Origin of the sequence: uncultured Tateyamaria sp. (assembly GCF_947504105.1) — a bacterium.
GTDB lineage: Bacteria > Pseudomonadota > Alphaproteobacteria > Rhodobacterales > Rhodobacteraceae > Tateyamaria.
The window spans coordinates 1-16,017 of the sequence record NZ_CANNGP010000062.1; the positions used below are offsets into that span (position 1 = coordinate 1).

The following is a 16,017-nucleotide window of genomic DNA, read 5'->3' on the forward strand; positions in this document are numbered from 1 at the left end:
CCACCAATGCCCCCCAAAGTCGAGAGAACACTGGATCAATCATCGCAGATCGATGCAGAAGTCATAAGACAAGCCCAGACCTACGAAATTCTGCGATGCCTCTAATGACTGACATAGAACCAAAGCGGTCCTTTGCTGCAATCAATAGCCGAAACATTCCGGCGTAATAACTTCGTGAACCATCGGCGTCTGATGAACGCAGTCACTGTCCACGCGGCTGATTGAGCAGGATAGTCTGAGCATCCAGAGCAATATCGAGTACATGAGTTTTCTCCTACGGATTTGAATGGTTTCGGTTTGGGAGTTTGAGGTGCCCTGTGACGATTGCGACGCCCGCAAAGATCATCACCAGGCCGACGATCAGGGTGGGTGATAGAGCTTCGCCGAGAAGCAGGATACCGAGGACGACGCTGAATCCGGCCCGCATATAACTACCAGTCGTGACTCCGAGAGGGCCGAGTGTGCGGACAAGGCGGAAGTAGATCGCCATGGCAATTGCCGTCGAGAACACGCCCATCGCGATGACGGCCGCAATTGCAGGTGCGGTAGGTGAAAGGCTCAGAGGATCATCGACCCAGATCGAAACGGGCAGCATCAGAAGCGCAGCAAAGCTCATCGAGCAGGCGGCTGTCAGCTCGGGTGGCTGGTCCGAGAACCGCTTGGCATAGAGAGCCGCAACAGCATAGCTGAGACTGGCCCCGGTGATGGCGAGTTGTCCGAGAATAGAGTTTCCCTCGCCCGCCAGCTCAGCCGGTCCCATGATGACTACAACGCCAGCAAACCCCAGCAGAATGCCCGTGATGTGCCGAACTCCGGCGCTCCGGTCTTTCAGCAGGAAGAACCCGATCAGAAACACGAATAGCGGCGGCGTCGTGTTGAGCAGCCCCGCAAGGCCGCTGTCGATGTATTTCTGGCCCCAACTAATGAGCGTGAAGGGAAGCGCGCTTTGTAGAATGCCTTGAACAGGCAGCGCACCCCATCGCGACGGCGATTTCGGAAACTTCACACCGCTGCATATCGCCAACAGCACCAACAGGGCTGCACCAACGGCAAGCCTGCCAAAGACAATCGTGGCGGGAGGAGTCGTCTCGACAGCCACTTCGATGAGGGTAAATGACGCGCCCCAGAGAAAGGACAGCAGGACAAGAAGGCCAATTTCTAGAAACGTATTTTGAGGCGTTGGGGACATGTGAAACCTTTGACTTTTCGCAAGTATCTCACGCTGCATCTGAAGGGGCTGGCTGGAATCGGACGCCATCCCCCGATCAGGTCCGATTCCAGCTAGACGACCGGCTTAGGTACAGGCGATTGTGGGGTATGGATGACGCTCCCACCTCATTTCCCAATGCCGAAACCTGCGACCGGGCACGGCTGGCCCGCGACCGATCTTTCGATGGCCTGTTCTTTTCTGGTGTCCGGTCCACCAAGATTTATTGCCGTCCGGTTTGCCCGGTGCGACCCGCAAAATCTGCAAATGTCACGTTCTATCCGACCGCAGCGGTGGCAGAACGCGCCGGGTTCCGCCCTTGCCTGCGCTGTCGTCCGGAAACGGCACCGGGAAGTCCGGCGTGGCTCGGGACCGCAACAACGGTAGGGCGTGCATTGCGGCTGATCGAAGAAGGGTTTCTGGATACTGGCAGTGTTGATGATCTTGCAGACAGGCTTGGTATCGGATCACGCCATCTGTCACGCTTGTTTGCCAGACATGCGGGCGCAAGCCCGAGCCAGGTCGCGGCGACCGCGAGGGTGCAACGCGCAAAGCGGATGATCGACGCTGGCGACATGGCGCTGTCCGATATTGCCTTCGCAGCCGGTTTTCAAAGTGTCAGGCGGTTCAATGATGTCTTCAAGGCACTCTATGGCAGACCGCCATCCTCGATCAGGCGAAAAACAATAATCTGATCTGGAGGTAAGCCGACATTGGACCAAAGGCAGCAATGTCCCGCATTTTTCCAGTTCGTGAACGACGCAGCGAACGCCGACTGAACTTCATGTTCTGTCATTGTTTTTTCAAGACGCCCAAAAAGTATTTGTTCGGCCTAGCTGAAAATATATCGTTGTGTGTCGCGATACATATAAACGCAGCTACTGGTCAAAATCCACGCTTCATGCCACAATGGGCTATGTTCAAATGGTTAAAAAAGACGCGGCAGACGCATAGCAAGACCGGCTGCTGGGTGCATCTCGGTGGCCAATGGCTGGCTGTTGGCCTGATGATTTATTTCTGGCGCGCGATGATCCATATGCTGGACACAGCCGAAGCCTTTGCCGGTGCCTGGCAGAAAAGCCAGTCGGAACATTTTGGCTTCGTCGATGGGCTGATCGCGATCCCGGTGCATCTGGTCTCGGAATCTTTCTATTTCCTGCAACTCGCTGCGATCATTTTCGTCCTGCATTTGACGGTTAACCGTGAAGGCTATGGTGATCCGATGTATGTGCCCTACAAGCCGAGCCATGGTGGTATCGCCATTTTCGCCGCCATGACCCTCTTCCGTCGATAGCTATTTGTCTTTGGAGGCTTTGTTGCCGATCTGACGTTGTTGACGACTTCGATGATTGGCCAATCCGACATTCCCCGCGGACCCGAGCAAACCACCGGTTGCCGCTCCACCCTGGTATGAACCTGCGACACCGGCGGCCTTGGCGGTCATAGCCGTCCCTGCTCCGAGATCATCGCCGATACCGTCAATCCATTTGAACACGCGGGCGGGGAAGACGTTTATCAGGCTGAACGACCAATCGATGATCACCAAATAAAGGATACCAACAAAGACAGTCAGTACGGCCATGGTCAGGAAGCTCGACAACGCACCGAATGCACCTGGATCTGCGGCCATCTGCGAACTGAGTGCGGCGAACAGCATCCCGTTCAGCGAGAAGGCTGCAACGCGGAACAGGACCATGCCCAGCAAGAAGCCAAAGATCATGAGCAGCGGTGTTAAAAACAGCATCAACAGAAGAGACCAACCCTTTCGGGATATGTTGGACGAAATCCCGTGCCCATCCATCGAGAGCATCGCGACGGCCCAGAGGGGGGCTGCAAACACCGCCTCGATCACCAGAAGCATGAACGCGAGGATCGCAATCAGCCAGATCACGGCCGGAAGATACGGCAGGACAAAGCCGACAAAAATGGCTGCGAAGATGCCGATCTGGAACAGCCCGCTGGTCAGCGAGGCTAGCGTCGCTGGGATCGATCCGAACAAGGGCACGGCCGAGGCCGTCGCCAGCACACCGATTGCAACCACGGCATAGGTCAGGAACGTCGAGGCGTAGGCCATCAAACCGATCATCGGATCGACCGTAATCGTATCGGGGGCGAGCAGCTGAATGCCTTTCAGAAGGTTCGTGGGCGGCGGCAGGAAATTCTCCGGGGACGACGCATCATCACCCGCATAGGCGCGCTCGGTGATAAACTCCCGCAGACCCGCATTGGCGGCCGCCTCGTTCCAGGCCGAGACACTGGCATTGTAGCTGGCCCCTATCCCCGTCAGAATTTTCTGGGCATCGCGATCCGCGTTGCTCTGGAACCAGTAGGATTTGCCGAGCTCGGTCGCGAGGGTGTTTTGCACGCCGCCGTTGAGCGTCGTCGAGATCAAGGTGCCCGGTGTCGCGGTCGGGAACATGCCCGCAACGGCATTGGCATCGCCGGATATCTTGCTGATGAGCATGTAGTAGGAGCCGGCCATCATCCAGCCGCCAGTTCTGAGATCACCCGCAATCGCTGTTGGCGCGGACAAGGCCCCTGACCCGTCACTACCGATGGATTGGATCTGTTGGCTAATCGGTGTGCCACTTTCCGCCTGAACCAGACCGGACAGAGCGTTCGGGTTCACGATGGGATTGACGATGGCCGAATGCTGTTGCCGCAACACCTGCATCATCTGGGCAAGGTTCGGGAAATCCCCCGGCTCGATCGTCTCGCGCGCCGATATCTTTGCCACGACCGTTTCCGCCGATCCACGCATTTCAGTGCGCAGGATATCAATCAAGTTCCGCATGCTGGCGTTGATCGTATCCATGTTGGTGGATGGGCTGATCCGCTTCAGCGCCGCCGTCGCCGGCGGCAATGTCACCGATCCGCAGGCGCTTGTGATGGTCGGTGTCGAATAGGTCAGGATTTGCGGCGTGTATCCGTCGATCAGATCGGTCCCGGGAGCGGGTTGCAAGTTAGACCAGATACCACCGCTGACGAGTTGCAGATCCCCGCCTTTGGAGACCTCAAAATTATAGGCAGCACGGCAGAACTCCATCCGCCAAAGCTGTTGCAGGAAACGCGCGTCGGAGCCGACATAGTCCGTTCCCACGATGGGCACTTCGTCCGAGACAATCAAATCCGCCGTCTGGTTCCAGAAAAACGAACCCGCAGCCGTACCCGCGCGGACCACATAGGAAATGCCGTGTTGAATGCCGTTATAGCCATTATCGAGGGGGATCAGCAGGGCGAAGGCCGTGAGGATCCGGATCGGCACCCAGATCGTGGACTTCTGGCCGAGCACGACCCCCTCATGGGCGGAATCCAACGTGCCCTGGAAAATGTTGTAGAGCAGGAAGAGTGCGCCCACCGCCAGAAACAGAATGTTGAAGGACAGCATCAGCAGCGAGATCACGGTGCGATTGTTCGCGGCCGGTCCCGGAAACAAATCCCCGAAGATCAGATTGAAGAAGGTGTTGGAGCGATCATCGCTGGTCCCGTTAAAAATGTCTGGCACGTTGATTTCTTGCGCCAACCCAATATCGGCTGATGCCAGAAAGAGAAGGGTCGCGACACCGAGACTGGCTGCAGTTTTCATCGATCCCGCTCCTGATCGCGGTTCCGCTTCGGCACGATGATCTGCATGTTCCGGGGCAGGCGCGAAGTCATGTAATCGTAGAACCCGCCAAACCGGCCCTGCTCGATGATCCAGGCAAAGAAGTCGGCACGCACTGCGCGGAACATCGAGAACAGGAACTGCGCGATCAGGCTGATCACAAAAATCCGGCTTATGTCGAAGAAGAGTAGGCCCAATGGGATCGCCAGGACGGCGATGAGACCGGCATATTGGAAACAGGCGCGCTGTGTCCGCCAGCCTTCATATTGACGATCCAGCTCGGTCTCACTCATGGACCCTGCCATCTCCTGGAACCGCTGGATGCCACCATCCTCATACCGTCCGGTCAGACCTTTTGGATCAAGCGGTTTGGGCCTGACACGGTCGGCAAGATCGCCGATAAAGTCCGCGCCCAGCTTGCTCACCTCAAAGGCTTTGTCCACACGGCCACGGCGCGCGAAGAACCCGGCCGCACGTCGCGTGCGGCTCTTTCGGGGTTCATCATCATTGTCACGCGCCATGTTTGTGCCTTCGACCGCTAGTTGCCGAGCGGCGCACCGCCGCCCGCACCTTCTGTTCCATCAATGGTCGAGGCCAGGTTTGCGGCTTCCACGGCCGCCACACGTCGCTCCAGACCAAAGCGCATCCAGTTGACGTGCAGATCGAGCGCTTGTGTCAGGAGAAGCTCGCGCATCACCGCATCGGGCGACATCTTGGCAATGGATTGGTGCCAGTCGGGATTGGCAAAGCGTGAATGCACAAAAATATCGACGGCCTGAAGAGATGAGACCTTGTCGCCCACAGCATTGGGATAAGCCGGTCCGGCCGCGTTGCGCGCCCACGACGCCAGTTCCGTCCCGCCCGTGGGTGTCGCGATGTCGCCAAGATATGTAAAGACCGCATGAGACGCGGAGCGACGTGTCGCATCGACTTGCCGCGAGGCGATCCGTGCCAAGCCTGTCGGTGTTTGCGCCTCTTCGGTCGTGACCGGTTTCGGCGGCAGCGGATCAACCATGTTGTTGATCATCCGCGCATAGGCCTGTGCGACCTGTTGGTCGGACGTGTCGAGTGTGATTGCCTCGGTCAGAAGTCGCACATCGGATGTGGGATCAGCAAACCCTCCAACGTTTCGGAGGTTGTCACGATCCACCTTGATCTCCTGTGCGAGCGCCAGACCGCCAGAGCGGACCGGCGCACCGGCTGTGCCGTTCCCATAGGAGCGGTTGCGCGACAGGTTCGCAATATCGATGCCGCCAACGCCTTGGCTGGTCTGTCCTCCACCGAAGTTGAGAACACCCGAAAGATCGATACAGGCCGATGTGGCCGGATCGTAGCGTCCGCCTTCTGCCGCCGCCCTGATCTTTTGCCGCTCAAGCAGAACGGCGTTCTGATCACGACCTTCGGCGATGCGCTTGGCCGCTTCGGTCTCCCGTTTGGAATAGGCGGAAAGCTGTGCGACGCCCTTCAGGATATTGTCGACAATGTAATTTCCGACATCCGTCGTGTGGTTGTTGACGTTGATCCGGGCGGTGCGGACGATGTTCTGTACCCCGCCACAGGAACAACCGCCGAACGCATAGCTTGGCGTTGCCAGCGTAAAGAGCCAGGCGGTTGCGCAGACAGAAAGAGCACCGCTCAAACCCGTGGTCTGGAGGGCTGCACTGCGAAGCGGTGATGTCGGTTTACTCATTGTCATTTCCGTTGTCCTCGCTCTGATTATTGGTGTTCTTGCCCCGAATGATGTCGTTGACCTCATCCAGGTTATTCCTGGAGTCTGTCGTTCCCTGAAGCTGGATGCCCGGATGAACCGCAGGCTCTGGCTTGCCCTCGGTCAGCGATTTCGGCACCTGAAACGACGTGAACTGCGTCAGCAGCACAAAGGCGATGACGGCCAGAACGACCGCGAGAGCGATCCACTTGCCCAGGGTCATTTTTGACATGAGATCACCCACCGCTGCCGCCTCCGTAAATCAGTTCATAGACCGCATCGAGATTGTTGGGGCTGACCGTGGTGCCATTGACCGTAACCCCCTGCCCCGTCTGGCCACCGCCGGTGTTCAGATCCACCCCGCCAATCGACGTCGTCGCATTGCCCGTCAGGCCGCCGATGGGCAAAAAGTTGAAGCTTGGGAGTTGCAACAGATTGGTGATTTGCGCTGTCAGCTCGTTCATCTTGTCCTGCGCGAAGGAGCAGATTTGCCCCTGCGCCTGACTGACCGCGGCCTGGAAAATGCGCTGAAGGTTCGGCACCTGGATCGCGATGTCGAGATTGACGTCGAATAGATTGTCGAGGCACCCTAGCGCCGCGATGGAATGTGGTTTCTTGAGAGCCTCTTCGCCGCGCAGAACCTCGGCCTCGATGCCGGACCGGATCGCGTTGGTAAGGTTCAGCTTCACCGTATCGGTGCAGCCCTGTCCGCCGGACGGAAACAGCTGCAGAATCTGGTCATTGGCTTGCGCTTGGGCTCTGGGCGCGCCAGAGAAGATCAATCCCGCTATTAGAGCCGCGATCATCCAGTGTTGGGTCCGGTCTTTGCGTGGTCTGGTCATTGGGTCCCTCCAAGGGTTGTCCGTTCCCCCTGGAACGGGGGTGTTTCGCGAATGAGAATGGGGCGTTTGGCACCAAGGCCTGGAAAGCCATCGGTCTGCTCAAACGTGCCGCCGGTCCCGGCACCGCCCGCATAGGTCGTCCCGGACGCGCCACCGATCCGGTTCATCAGATGTGACTGCAGCTCGTCGTAAGAGCTGAACCCGTTTGCGGTGAGATATTCCGGAGGAAAGACTGTGGGATCAAAACCGCTTTCGACCCAATCATTGAGCGCGCCCGCGCCCAGAAAATGCGCCGCCGTCAAAAGCCCACTCTCGGTAAAGGTCACGCCGTCGATGGTTTGGCCGGCCAGCCCGCGTGTTTGCGATGAGAGGGCCGACAGATTGCGGGTGGTGAGCGTGTTGAAGGCCTGGTCCTGCAAGGCGTGTCCTGACGGCGTGTTCAGGAACCCGCTCAGCGAAGACACTCCTTGGCTTGTCGCCTGCGACGTCCATTCATAATTGCTCCAGCTGCCGCGCGAGCCGCCGGTGTGACGCACATAGCCAAGGCTCGCCAACGTTCCGGCTGTGATTTGGTAGGCGCCCGCAGCGGTCCCGCCTTGGGTGTTCAGAGCCCCGTAATTGCCGCCGGACTCCTGCGTCCGGATCAGGTCGGCATATTCGTTGGCAAGTGCTGCCGTGGCCCATAAGGCGAGCGCGAGCGCCAGAGCGCGTAGGAATCGGCGCAGGATCATTTCACCGTCCCCGCAACCGCGACCTGTTGGATCGGGATCGTTTCCATCGCTTTGCCGGTCGAGGGCGAGATCACCGTCACACCGTTCCGGGAGAGCGTCTCAATCCCGCGAAACCCGTTCTCATCGCGCAAGGTCCGCGATAGACCGACCACGCCTTCGAGCGCCCGGATCATCCGGTAGGATTGGCCGATATTGTTGATCAGGAAGACCGGACAGGTGGATTGCCCGCAAAAATAAGGCGAACGCACGACGATGATCTTCTCGCCGCCTTCGAGGATGTCCACGTCATAGACGTTGACCTCCGGTGGCCCGAAGGAGGTTGCGGTGGTCTCATCGATGTTCGCGCCAAGTTCCTTGCTGACGAGCGCCAGCTCATCTTCCGTGGCCGCGCGTTCCACCATGTCTTTTTGATCGGGCTGCGGGGTGTAGCTTTGCGTGTTCCAGGTCCAGACGCGGCCGTCTTCGATGATCGAACGCATGCCGGTCGGTGTGACCGCGGATAGACCGAGCGCGTCGGTGGCGGGCCTGCGATAAATCTCTAACCATTTTTCGTTGTGGAACAGCGCGACGTTGAAACACTCGGTCTCGCAATTGCGGCTCTTGCCGATCTTGAGGAACAGTTGTTCGGGATCATCGTTGGGGGCTTCGAGCCAAACCCGAACAGCTTTGACATAAGGAAAGTCGCGGCCATACATCCGCCGCGCGATGCTGAGCGCCTGTTGATCGTTGCGTGCGAAAGACAGTTGCTGAACCGGGATGTCCCCGCCGGGATTGTTGTTTCTTTCGGTATCCTGCGCGAACGCCGCGAGTCCGCCCATCATGAGAAGCAATGCGCCCGTATAGACTGGCAGCGGCGATCGGGTCCGTTTGTGCGGTGGTTGCAGCAGAAAATTCATTGAAAAGCCCCTTTCACAAGATCGTCGGCCATGCGGGCAATGACGTTTGAGCGCACGGACTCGTCGATCATCTGTCCCGACGACATCAGGCCTTCGAGTTCCGCTTCGATTTCTGATTTGGCAGAGCCCGCCGGAAAACGACGGGCCAGGATGCGCCTTGCTTCGGGACTGCCGAGCCGTTCATAGAGGATCGATCGCAATGCCGTGTCTTCGGCTGTCGTCGACAGCGCCCAGAGCTCGATGGGGCCGAGCTGGTTATAGAAATGCTGCACATAGGTCTGGGATTTGAGCTTGAAGATCGTGACGATCGGTGCGCCCTCGCCCGGTTCGGGTCCCGTCAACCGGCTGATCACCGGCTTGAGGCTGGCGGGCAGATCATAGGTATCCATCACCGTGCGCACGCTTTCGGCCGTCGGCACATTGCAGAGAAAAATGTTGGTGGCGAGTTCGCGGATCGAATGATCAAAGTCCCCGATCAACTGACTTGCGAGCGAGATCTGCACACCCGCCTTCCGACCCACGCGGACGTCCGCGACGACCTGATCGCGAATGCCGAGGCCGCCGGTCAGATGGTATTCGTCGATGCAGATACGTTTGGGCATCTGGCGGTTGTTCTGGAAGCGCAGCAGATGGTGCGCGCGGACCTCTTCGGACAGATCGGAGGCTTTGATCTCGTCTTCATCGAGCCAGAAGTCCGAGGTCAGGGTTTGACGTGCCATCATATACATGACGGCCGTCTGCTTGCGGCCACGCTTGCCGGTGGCCTCGGTCACACCGGCCAGATCGAAGGCGACGACGCGGGCGTTAGAGACATCAAACCGGGTTGGGTTGGACAGGATCACATATTGCTTGATCGCGGCCGTGATCTGACGCTGAAACGCGCCGACCATCGGTTCCTGTGTCGATTGCACCCGCATCTCGATGAAGGGCTCGCGCACAGTCTCGGCGTTTGAGATCGGGATGAGATCACCAAGGATCGGCACGGCGAGACGTTGTGCCAGTGCCGCCGCATGATGCTCATTCTTCGCAAACAGGAAATCGACGATCTCCCACCAGCTGGTTTCCTCATCGACTTCAAAGTGATGCTTCTTCAAGGCATCATCGACCTTGAGGTCCATGGTGGGCGAATAACGCTTCGGACTGACCTCGTCTGAATAATAGCGATAGGCTTCATCGACACAGGCTTCGGCGAGTTGAGAGACACCATCATAGGGCGCATCCGCGTCCTCCGGTGTGCAAATGAGCGCGATCAGGTTCACGAGAAACGAGCGTTCATGGGCGAAGGGTTTGCGGCAGCAAAGTTGGGTATCGAACGGATTGACAGCATCGCGCTCGACCATCTTCAGCCGATGGAACATCGCCTCATGGCGTCTGTTCGGTGGCAGGGCGTCACGGATCAGGCTGATCAGACCGGATGAGGACGGTCCGATGTCGATAATGGCGATGCGCGGAAGGATGGCTTGGTTGTCCCCGCCCCGGCCCGATTGCGGCGAAAGCGCCACGCCGAGATTGATCGCATTCATCAGAACCGATTTACCCGACCCCGGCGTGCCGACCATGATGTCGACGCTGGCATTCTGTTTTGAGGATCCCGGTTGGTACGGGAACGGCTTGCCATCCGCAGTACGAAAGATGATCGACCCACGCTCCCATGGACAAGCGGGGCGCACGATTGGGGCCATGGCGAGCACGTCCAAAAGATCAGCCGCACAGCTTTCAGCCGTCGACGCGGTCGAAAGGCCGAGGGCCGAAGACATCACACAATCGAGTGGATCGCCAACGACCGCATTGGTGTGGCAATTGCCCCAAGACTTGACCATCTCCTGTAGCGAGGAGACGTGGGCGCGCAGCTGCCCGACTTCGTCGGCGGGTGCCCAGGCGGCGAACGAGGCACGCCAGCGGATGACTGTGTTGCCATCGCCATCCGTCTGACGCAGCCGCTCGAAACTCTCCTTGATGCGCCCGTTGTGCGTGGGCGCTGTCCAGGCCAGAAGACGTGCCAATTGCTCACGAAACACCTGCCCAGCAAAGCCACCACTTTCCATCAAGATCGAACAGCGCCACGAGATTTTGGTACCATTGGCGATGACCCGGCGGATCAACTCGTTGAACTGCACGACGATCTCTGGTGGCAACACGATGTCGAACCCGGAAAATACGCTATTGCCGATCCGCACGATCTTGCCGTCGATCACGTCGGCATGGTCGGTAAAAATCTGCTCGGAGAGTTTGGGCCAGACGAGGTTGGAGATGTCCTTACGCTTGATGTTACGCCCAAGGCTCGGCAATCGTGCCTTGAGATAGTCTCCGGGCAAGGTCGCCCGCCAGGGATGGTTCAAACCCAACGTGTCGGGGGCGACGATCTTCCGGATCGCGTTCAAGGCCTCATAGTTGTCCAGCAGGTCAAGCGCGATCCCGGCCGAACTGAACTCTCGTCCCAGGGCCGTGACGAAACTGTCATGGCGGATGGCAAGACCTTCAAGGGCAGTATCAGGGATCTGACCGAGCGAGATCGGCGGCGCGGCGTTCAAGACCTTAGTACGTTGCTTCTGACTGGCGCTGCGATCTTCGGCGGTCAGCAGCGATGGCCGCGACCAGAGGGCGAGATAACACCGTTCGCCGTAGAGCTTACTGGGAAGCAGTTTGCGCCGCTCATCCAGCAGATCATGCAGGTCGAGCGCGTTGTCGCGGGCCACGCGCGCACTGTCATCGATGATGGTCTCCACCTCACGGGTGCCAAGTTCTGGCGAGTGACCAAACCAGAACTGCAGCGCCAGTCCCGGTTTGGAGAAAAACGGCGAGAGACCGACCCGCAGCCGGTCACAGGCCTCGGTCACATCCTCTTCTCCCGGCAGAGAGCGGAACCCGTCGAGCCGGAAGAGCGACACCATCGATCCGTCATCGGCCACAAGCGCGGTGTCGCCATGGGCGGTCTCCAGACGGCAGTAGCCGTCCAGAGACGCTTTCAACGATCCCCGGCCCAGATGGGCGGCGGCCTGGTGCCAGAATGCGACCATCGATCCATACGCCCCCTTCTAGTTCAGCGAGCGGAGCTGGCCGTCCACGGAGGATTGGTTGGCACCGGTGCCGAAGATCGACGCGACGCCGACATTCAGGAAGGTCGGAATGGCGACCATGCAGGCAGCGGCAATCGAGAGCATCAGGATGCGGCCGGATTCAACCGAGTTGTCATTGGTGTTGCGCGAGCGTTTGATCATCGCCATCACGGCCATGATCGCGAAGACCACGCCGAGCACGAAGGAGATCGTGCCGAGAATGTCAGCGGCGGGTCCCAGCTGGCTGGAGCGCATCTCGGTAAAAATGTCGCCAAAGGTCTGCGCAAAGGCCTGCGTGGCCCAAAGCGTTCCAAAACCGAGCGAGAGCGCTGAACGGACGATGACAGGTCGCCACGAACGGCGGGTTTGGGTGGGGGGCTTTCTTTTGATCATGATGGGGTTCCTTGTTTTAGCCGAAGAAGAGATTTTCGAAGAGACCGACGGTGCGGGGCAGATCGACCGCCATGATCCCTGCGATCATGTGGATGAAGCCTTTGCCCATCAGTCCCTGGGCGGGCATGTCCGCCGATTTGACGCAGAGAAAGAGACCGCGCACGACGGCCAGCAGGCCGATGAACTGCGCCACGCGCACCAGCGCGATGAGGATGGCTTCGCCGGGCGCACCCGCTACGGGGGACAGCATTTCCGGGGCGTAGGCCATGATCTCGCTGGCGGCACTCGCGGTTGTGTTGTCGGCCCCATAGAGCGAGGCAATCCATGCCGAGAGTGTCAGGTCGAAGGAAATGATCAGTAGACCGAAGACAATATATGTCATGCCCTGCCAGTAGCCGTGCCGACGATGATGGGCATGGGCCCGTTCCTCGGCGGTCACCAGCATCAAGCGGCTGCCGATCACAACAAGGATGATACCCAGCACAAAACAGAGCGCTGCCACGAAGGCTTGCGCCGGCGGCAATATGTTGGTCACCCGTGTGAAGAAGGCGGTCAGCTCGTCCATCAGATAGCGTCTCCATTACTCGCCATCCTTGTCGGCCTCGGCATCGCCTTCTGGGATGAGCACCACACGCTTGGGCGTATCTTCTTCCTGCGAAGCAGCGACAGGCGTGACTTGAACGGGACGCGCGCCAACAGGCTCGCTTGCGGCAGTCTCTTCATGACCGGGAAGCGAAGCGCCAAGCAATCCTGTGGTCGAATAGAGTTGCCGAATCGCGTTTGAATGTGAGCCATTCACCTTGCGCTGTTCCTGCAGGCGAGAGACCAGCTTAGGCAGGACACCATCACGTCCCGTCAGGAGCACAAGCTCGGCGCGCATCGCCATGCTTTGTTCTGTCAGCAACGCGACTTCGGATCGCAGTTCGTCCAATTCACGTGCTTGCCGATCTTCGACGGCTGACCCCATGACCGCCGGTCCCGCTTCGGCCTGCAGATCGAGGGCGTTGAAGGTGATCACCCCGCCGATGGCGACAAGGCCGAGGACGGCGACAGCAAACAGGATTTTGCACAGAACATTGATGAAGTCCGCAACCGGACGACGGGTTTCCAGGAAGATCGTGCTGCGGTCTTGTGTTCTGCGGGCCGATTGAAAGCGGTCGGCAAATGCGTATGCGTGGGAAAGAGGCGTCACGTCCACTGCCCTGTCCGACCCAAACATCATCAATCCTTCCGCATGAAGCGTTTGGGCGAGACCGGATGCGTTGTGGGTTCTCGCAACTACGCTATGGCTATCAAAAACATATCGTTATATATAACGATATAAACCACCTAGTAAAGCACTTTGAGAAACGCACCCCCAGCAAAAGGATTTCCCCCATGCCCCATGTAGAACAGAGAACAAACCGCCCATTTGGCAGCTTGCAGAAAGCAGTCTCAACCGGCTCGGAAAGTCGATCGGTGACCGCTTTGGCGCTGATCTTGCTGATGGGCTCCGCCTCAGTCAGCAACGCGCAGGACTATAGTTGGAAGGAAGGATTTGCCGGTTGCACAGGCACATCTCCTTTTATCGAGACTTTGATCTCCAAGACAGATCCCGACGTGCGCCCGCTGATGAAGATCGGCGAGATGCAAGCCTGGGCGATTAAGGATCAGGACGGCAATCCGGCAACGGCGCTTACAACACAGGATGGTCTGACGATTGTCGGTCGTATTATTGGGCCACAAGGCGAGGACATCACCGCCGCTTTGCTTGCGACGGTCCCCGATCCGAATGCCAAACCGATTGCAGGGCCCTCTCAACGATTGATCCCATCATCGCCGCAGGCGGTGACAAACCAACCCGCCGCGACACCGACACCTGCAGCCCCGGCCGCGCCATCGTCGACCACCGGCACTGTCGCCAGTGCGCCAATCACCGCTGTCGAGCAGCCCTCGGCCCAAGTTCAGGCAGGGATCGACACTATCTTCAAGCAGGCTGGCGAGGAACGCATCTGGTTCTCCGCTGCCACACCGAAGCCCGGCGCGCCTGTCGTTTACATGCTGGCCGATCCGGAATGCCCCCATTGCCAATGGACCATCGATTCCATGCACAATGAGATCGCGAACGGCGCGATCGATCTTCGGATCATTCCTGCCCCCATCACCGGCGTGCAAGGCTTCAACACATCCCTATCGATCCTCCATTCAGAAAACATCCCACAAACCTTCATGGCCCATATGACGTCGAAAACACGCGGGACAGAAGCTGTGACGCAGATGGATGCCAATCAGGTCGACAAGGCCGTCATCCAGGGCATCGTCGACAACATCAACTGGATGCGGGCCAACAAGATGCCGGGTGTACCGTTCTTTCTCTATCAGACCGACCAAGGCGCTAAGTTCGCTTTCTCTGAACTGCCTTCGGATATCCTGACCATTGCTAAGGCAGATGCTTCTGCCACTGCCAGCAATCAGTGACGGGATGCGCCGATGCTGCCAGACAATGAGAACCTGAGCGCAGCCGAGTCTGTTCTGCGCTCGGCACGCACATTCGAGATATCCTACAAGGTCATGGCCAAGATCGCGCTCGGTCTTGGCCTGTCGACAACTGTGCTGGCAGCTTCAACCGCCTATCTGGCCGTGAACCGTCCCGAACCGCGCTACTTTGCCACCACGACAGACGGCCAGCTTCTGCCGCTCGTCCCGCTCGACAAGCCACATCAGTCTGCCGCCGAGGTCAGCAACTTCGCGGTCAAAGCGGTGACGTCGTCACTGACCTATGACTTTGCCAATTACCGCGCCGATTTTAACAACGCACTGCAGTATTTTACCAAACCCGCTGGCTGGAACCAGTTCGTTGAGGCTGTTCAAAAGAGCCAGATGCTCGATCTGGTCCAAAGCCGCCGTCTCAACACAACGGCGGTAGCCAACAATGCGGTGATTGTCCGCGAGGGCATCAATGATCGCGGCGTTTATGAGTGGATCGTGCAGATCCCGCTGCGTGTGACGTATCAATCAGCCTCCGAAGTGACAGGTCAGAACTTCATGATCACCGTCAATATCGAGCGGCTGCAAACCTATGAATCCCCCTATGCGATGGCCATCTCCCGCTTCATCGCGGCTCCCGGAGGTGCCTGATGCAAACCACATACCGATCCTCAAAGCGGCTTCGCCTATCGCGTAGTTCTCTTGTCCTCATGCTAGGCTTGATGCTCGCGCCGAACCTGACCCACCAGGCTCAGGCGCAGCAGGTGCTGCGCGACGCCGATGGCGATGAAACAGTTCTACCGGGCACGGAAGTTCAGACCCCCCTGCCCCAGCCCACGAACCGTCCGACGGCGACACTGCCCGGTCAAGATAGCGGAACCACGGTTGTCACCATCGAGAACGGTGGGAGCCAAACACCGGCACAGCAGAACCTGCCGACAGGCTCCGAACCGCTCACGCAGAACGAAATCAATCAGCGCCTGCAGTCGGACCAACCTCAGCAGCCGCAGACACCAACCGGCGACTTTCCAATTGTTGGCGCGCAAGAGCTGCTTCAAAGCCTTGATGATCTCGACCGTCCGCTGACGCCCGAAGAAATCACCGCCTATGGCGC

General features: G+C 58.6%; 17 protein-coding genes. 5 read left to right on the forward strand and 12 right to left on the reverse strand.

The window, feature by feature from the left end; genetic code table 11:
* Positions 1–274: 274 nt before the first annotated feature.
* Complete coding sequence (locus tag Q1A75_RS21620; RefSeq protein WP_299593010.1) at positions 275–1,189, reverse strand: EamA family transporter; 915 nt, start codon at positions 1,187–1,189, stop codon at positions 275–277.
* Positions 1,190–1,317: 128 nt separating this feature from the next.
* Here Q1A75_RS21620 and Q1A75_RS21625 point away from each other — a divergent pair, with 128 nt between their 5' ends.
* On the forward strand, positions 1,318–1,902 hold the full coding sequence (locus Q1A75_RS21625; protein ID WP_299593007.1) for an Ada metal-binding domain-containing protein: 585 nt from the start codon (positions 1,318–1,320) through the stop codon (positions 1,900–1,902).
* 35 nt (positions 1,903–1,937) lie between these two features.
* The gene (locus tag Q1A75_RS21630; protein ID WP_299593004.1) at positions 1,938–2,501 is read left to right on the forward strand and encodes a hypothetical protein; all 564 of its coding nucleotides are present in this window, start codon (positions 1,938–1,940) and stop codon (positions 2,499–2,501) included.
* Here Q1A75_RS21630 and Q1A75_RS21635 read toward each other — a convergent pair whose 3' ends face one another.
* From Q1A75_RS21635 to Q1A75_RS21685, 11 genes are read right to left on the reverse strand one after another with little or no spacing between them, the layout of a single operon-like run.
* The gene (locus tag Q1A75_RS21635; protein ID WP_299593001.1) at positions 2,502–4,793 is read right to left on the reverse strand and encodes a DotA/TraY family protein; all 2,292 of its coding nucleotides are present in this window, start codon (positions 4,791–4,793) and stop codon (positions 2,502–2,504) included. It abuts the gene before it with no gap.
* The gene (locus Q1A75_RS21640; RefSeq protein WP_299592998.1) at positions 4,790–5,332 is read right to left on the reverse strand and encodes a hypothetical protein; all 543 of its coding nucleotides are present in this window, start codon (positions 5,330–5,332) and stop codon (positions 4,790–4,792) included. Before Q1A75_RS21640 ends, Q1A75_RS21635 begins: the two co-directional genes overlap by 4 nt.
* Before the next feature lie 17 nt (positions 5,333–5,349).
* A complete protein-coding gene (locus tag Q1A75_RS21645; protein ID WP_299592995.1) occupies positions 5,350–6,501 on the reverse strand; it encodes a hypothetical protein in 1,152 nt (383 codons plus the stop codon).
* Positions 6,494–6,763 (reverse strand): hypothetical protein, encoded by a 270-nt coding sequence (locus Q1A75_RS21650; RefSeq protein WP_299641211.1) that lies wholly within the window; start codon positions 6,761–6,763, stop codon positions 6,494–6,496. The genes Q1A75_RS21645 and Q1A75_RS21650 overlap by 8 nt, the downstream gene beginning before the upstream one ends.
* On the reverse strand, positions 6,756–7,361 hold the full coding sequence (locus Q1A75_RS21655) for a hypothetical protein (RefSeq protein WP_299592989.1): 606 nt from the start codon (positions 7,359–7,361) through the stop codon (positions 6,756–6,758). Before Q1A75_RS21655 ends, Q1A75_RS21650 begins: the two co-directional genes overlap by 8 nt.
* Complete coding sequence (locus Q1A75_RS21660) at positions 7,358–8,092, reverse strand: hypothetical protein (protein ID WP_299592986.1); 735 nt, start codon at positions 8,090–8,092, stop codon at positions 7,358–7,360. Before Q1A75_RS21660 ends, Q1A75_RS21655 begins: the two co-directional genes overlap by 4 nt.
* Positions 8,089–8,988 carry a hypothetical protein gene (locus tag Q1A75_RS21665; RefSeq protein ID WP_299592983.1) on the reverse strand — a complete coding sequence of 300 codons (900 nt, stop codon included), beginning with the start codon at positions 8,986–8,988 and terminating at the stop codon, positions 8,089–8,091. Before Q1A75_RS21665 ends, Q1A75_RS21660 begins: the two co-directional genes overlap by 4 nt.
* Positions 8,985–12,005 carry an ATP-binding protein gene (locus Q1A75_RS21670; RefSeq protein ID WP_299592980.1) on the reverse strand — a complete coding sequence of 1,007 codons (3,021 nt, stop codon included), beginning with the start codon at positions 12,003–12,005 and terminating at the stop codon, positions 8,985–8,987. Before Q1A75_RS21670 ends, Q1A75_RS21665 begins: the two co-directional genes overlap by 4 nt.
* Before the next feature lie 18 nt (positions 12,006–12,023).
* Entirely contained in the window at positions 12,024–12,437 is a 414-nt protein-coding gene (locus tag Q1A75_RS21675) for a hypothetical protein (RefSeq protein ID WP_299592978.1), read from the reverse strand.
* Positions 12,438–12,453: 16 nt separating this feature from the next.
* Positions 12,454–13,002: a hypothetical protein gene (locus Q1A75_RS21680; protein ID WP_299592975.1), complete on the reverse strand. Its 549-nt coding sequence runs from the start codon at positions 13,000–13,002 to the stop codon at positions 12,454–12,456.
* Between the two features lie 15 nt (positions 13,003–13,017).
* On the reverse strand, positions 13,018–13,629 hold the full coding sequence (locus Q1A75_RS21685; protein WP_299641216.1) for a hypothetical protein: 612 nt from the start codon (positions 13,627–13,629) through the stop codon (positions 13,018–13,020).
* Positions 13,630–13,814: 185 nt separating this feature from the next.
* Between Q1A75_RS21685 and Q1A75_RS21690 the strand changes: the two genes are divergently transcribed.
* The 3 genes from Q1A75_RS21690 to Q1A75_RS21700 form a co-directional block, all read left to right on the forward strand.
* A complete protein-coding gene (locus tag Q1A75_RS21690) occupies positions 13,815–14,894 on the forward strand; it encodes a hypothetical protein (protein ID WP_299592969.1) in 1,080 nt (359 codons plus the stop codon).
* Positions 14,895–14,906: 12 nt separating this feature from the next.
* Entirely contained in the window at positions 14,907–15,554 is a 648-nt protein-coding gene (locus Q1A75_RS21695) for a type IVB secretion system apparatus protein IcmL/DotI (protein ID WP_299592966.1), read from the forward strand.
* Between the two features lie 71 nt (positions 15,555–15,625).
* A partial coding sequence (locus Q1A75_RS21700; RefSeq protein WP_299641220.1) for a hypothetical protein occupies positions 15,626–16,017 on the forward strand: 392 nt, incomplete at its 3' end.

Bases quoted from the DNA above. Each gene is read 5' to 3' on its own strand.
- Q1A75_RS21620 (WP_299593010.1), bottom strand. From the start codon at position 1,189: ATGTCCCCAACGCCTCAAAATACGTTTCTAGAAATTGGCCTTCTTGTC.
- Q1A75_RS21625 (WP_299593007.1), top strand. From the start codon at position 1,318: ATGGATGACGCTCCCACCTCATTTCCCAATGCCGAAACCTGCGACCGG.
- Q1A75_RS21630 (WP_299593004.1), top strand. From the start codon at position 1,938: ATGTCCCGCATTTTTCCAGTTCGTGAACGACGCAGCGAACGCCGACTG.
- Q1A75_RS21635 (WP_299593001.1), bottom strand. From the start codon at position 4,793: ATGAAAACTGCAGCCAGTCTCGGTGTCGCGACCCTTCTCTTTCTGGCA.
- Q1A75_RS21640 (WP_299592998.1), bottom strand. From the start codon at position 5,332: ATGGCGCGTGACAATGATGATGAACCCCGAAAGAGCCGCACGCGACGT.
- Q1A75_RS21645 (WP_299592995.1), bottom strand. From the start codon at position 6,501: ATGAGTAAACCGACATCACCGCTTCGCAGTGCAGCCCTCCAGACCACG.
- Q1A75_RS21655 (WP_299592989.1), bottom strand. From the start codon at position 7,361: ATGACCAGACCACGCAAAGACCGGACCCAACACTGGATGATCGCGGCT.
- Q1A75_RS21660 (WP_299592986.1), bottom strand. From the start codon at position 8,092: ATGATCCTGCGCCGATTCCTACGCGCTCTGGCGCTCGCGCTCGCCTTA.
- Q1A75_RS21665 (WP_299592983.1), bottom strand. From the start codon at position 8,988: ATGAATTTTCTGCTGCAACCACCGCACAAACGGACCCGATCGCCGCTG.
- Q1A75_RS21670 (WP_299592980.1), bottom strand. From the start codon at position 12,005: ATGGTCGCATTCTGGCACCAGGCCGCCGCCCATCTGGGCCGGGGATCG.
- Q1A75_RS21675 (WP_299592978.1), bottom strand. From the start codon at position 12,437: ATGATCAAAAGAAAGCCCCCCACCCAAACCCGCCGTTCGTGGCGACCT.
- Q1A75_RS21680 (WP_299592975.1), bottom strand. From the start codon at position 13,002: ATGGACGAGCTGACCGCCTTCTTCACACGGGTGACCAACATATTGCCG.
- Q1A75_RS21690 (WP_299592969.1), top strand. From the start codon at position 13,815: ATGCCCCATGTAGAACAGAGAACAAACCGCCCATTTGGCAGCTTGCAG.
- Q1A75_RS21695 (WP_299592966.1), top strand. From the start codon at position 14,907: ATGCTGCCAGACAATGAGAACCTGAGCGCAGCCGAGTCTGTTCTGCGC.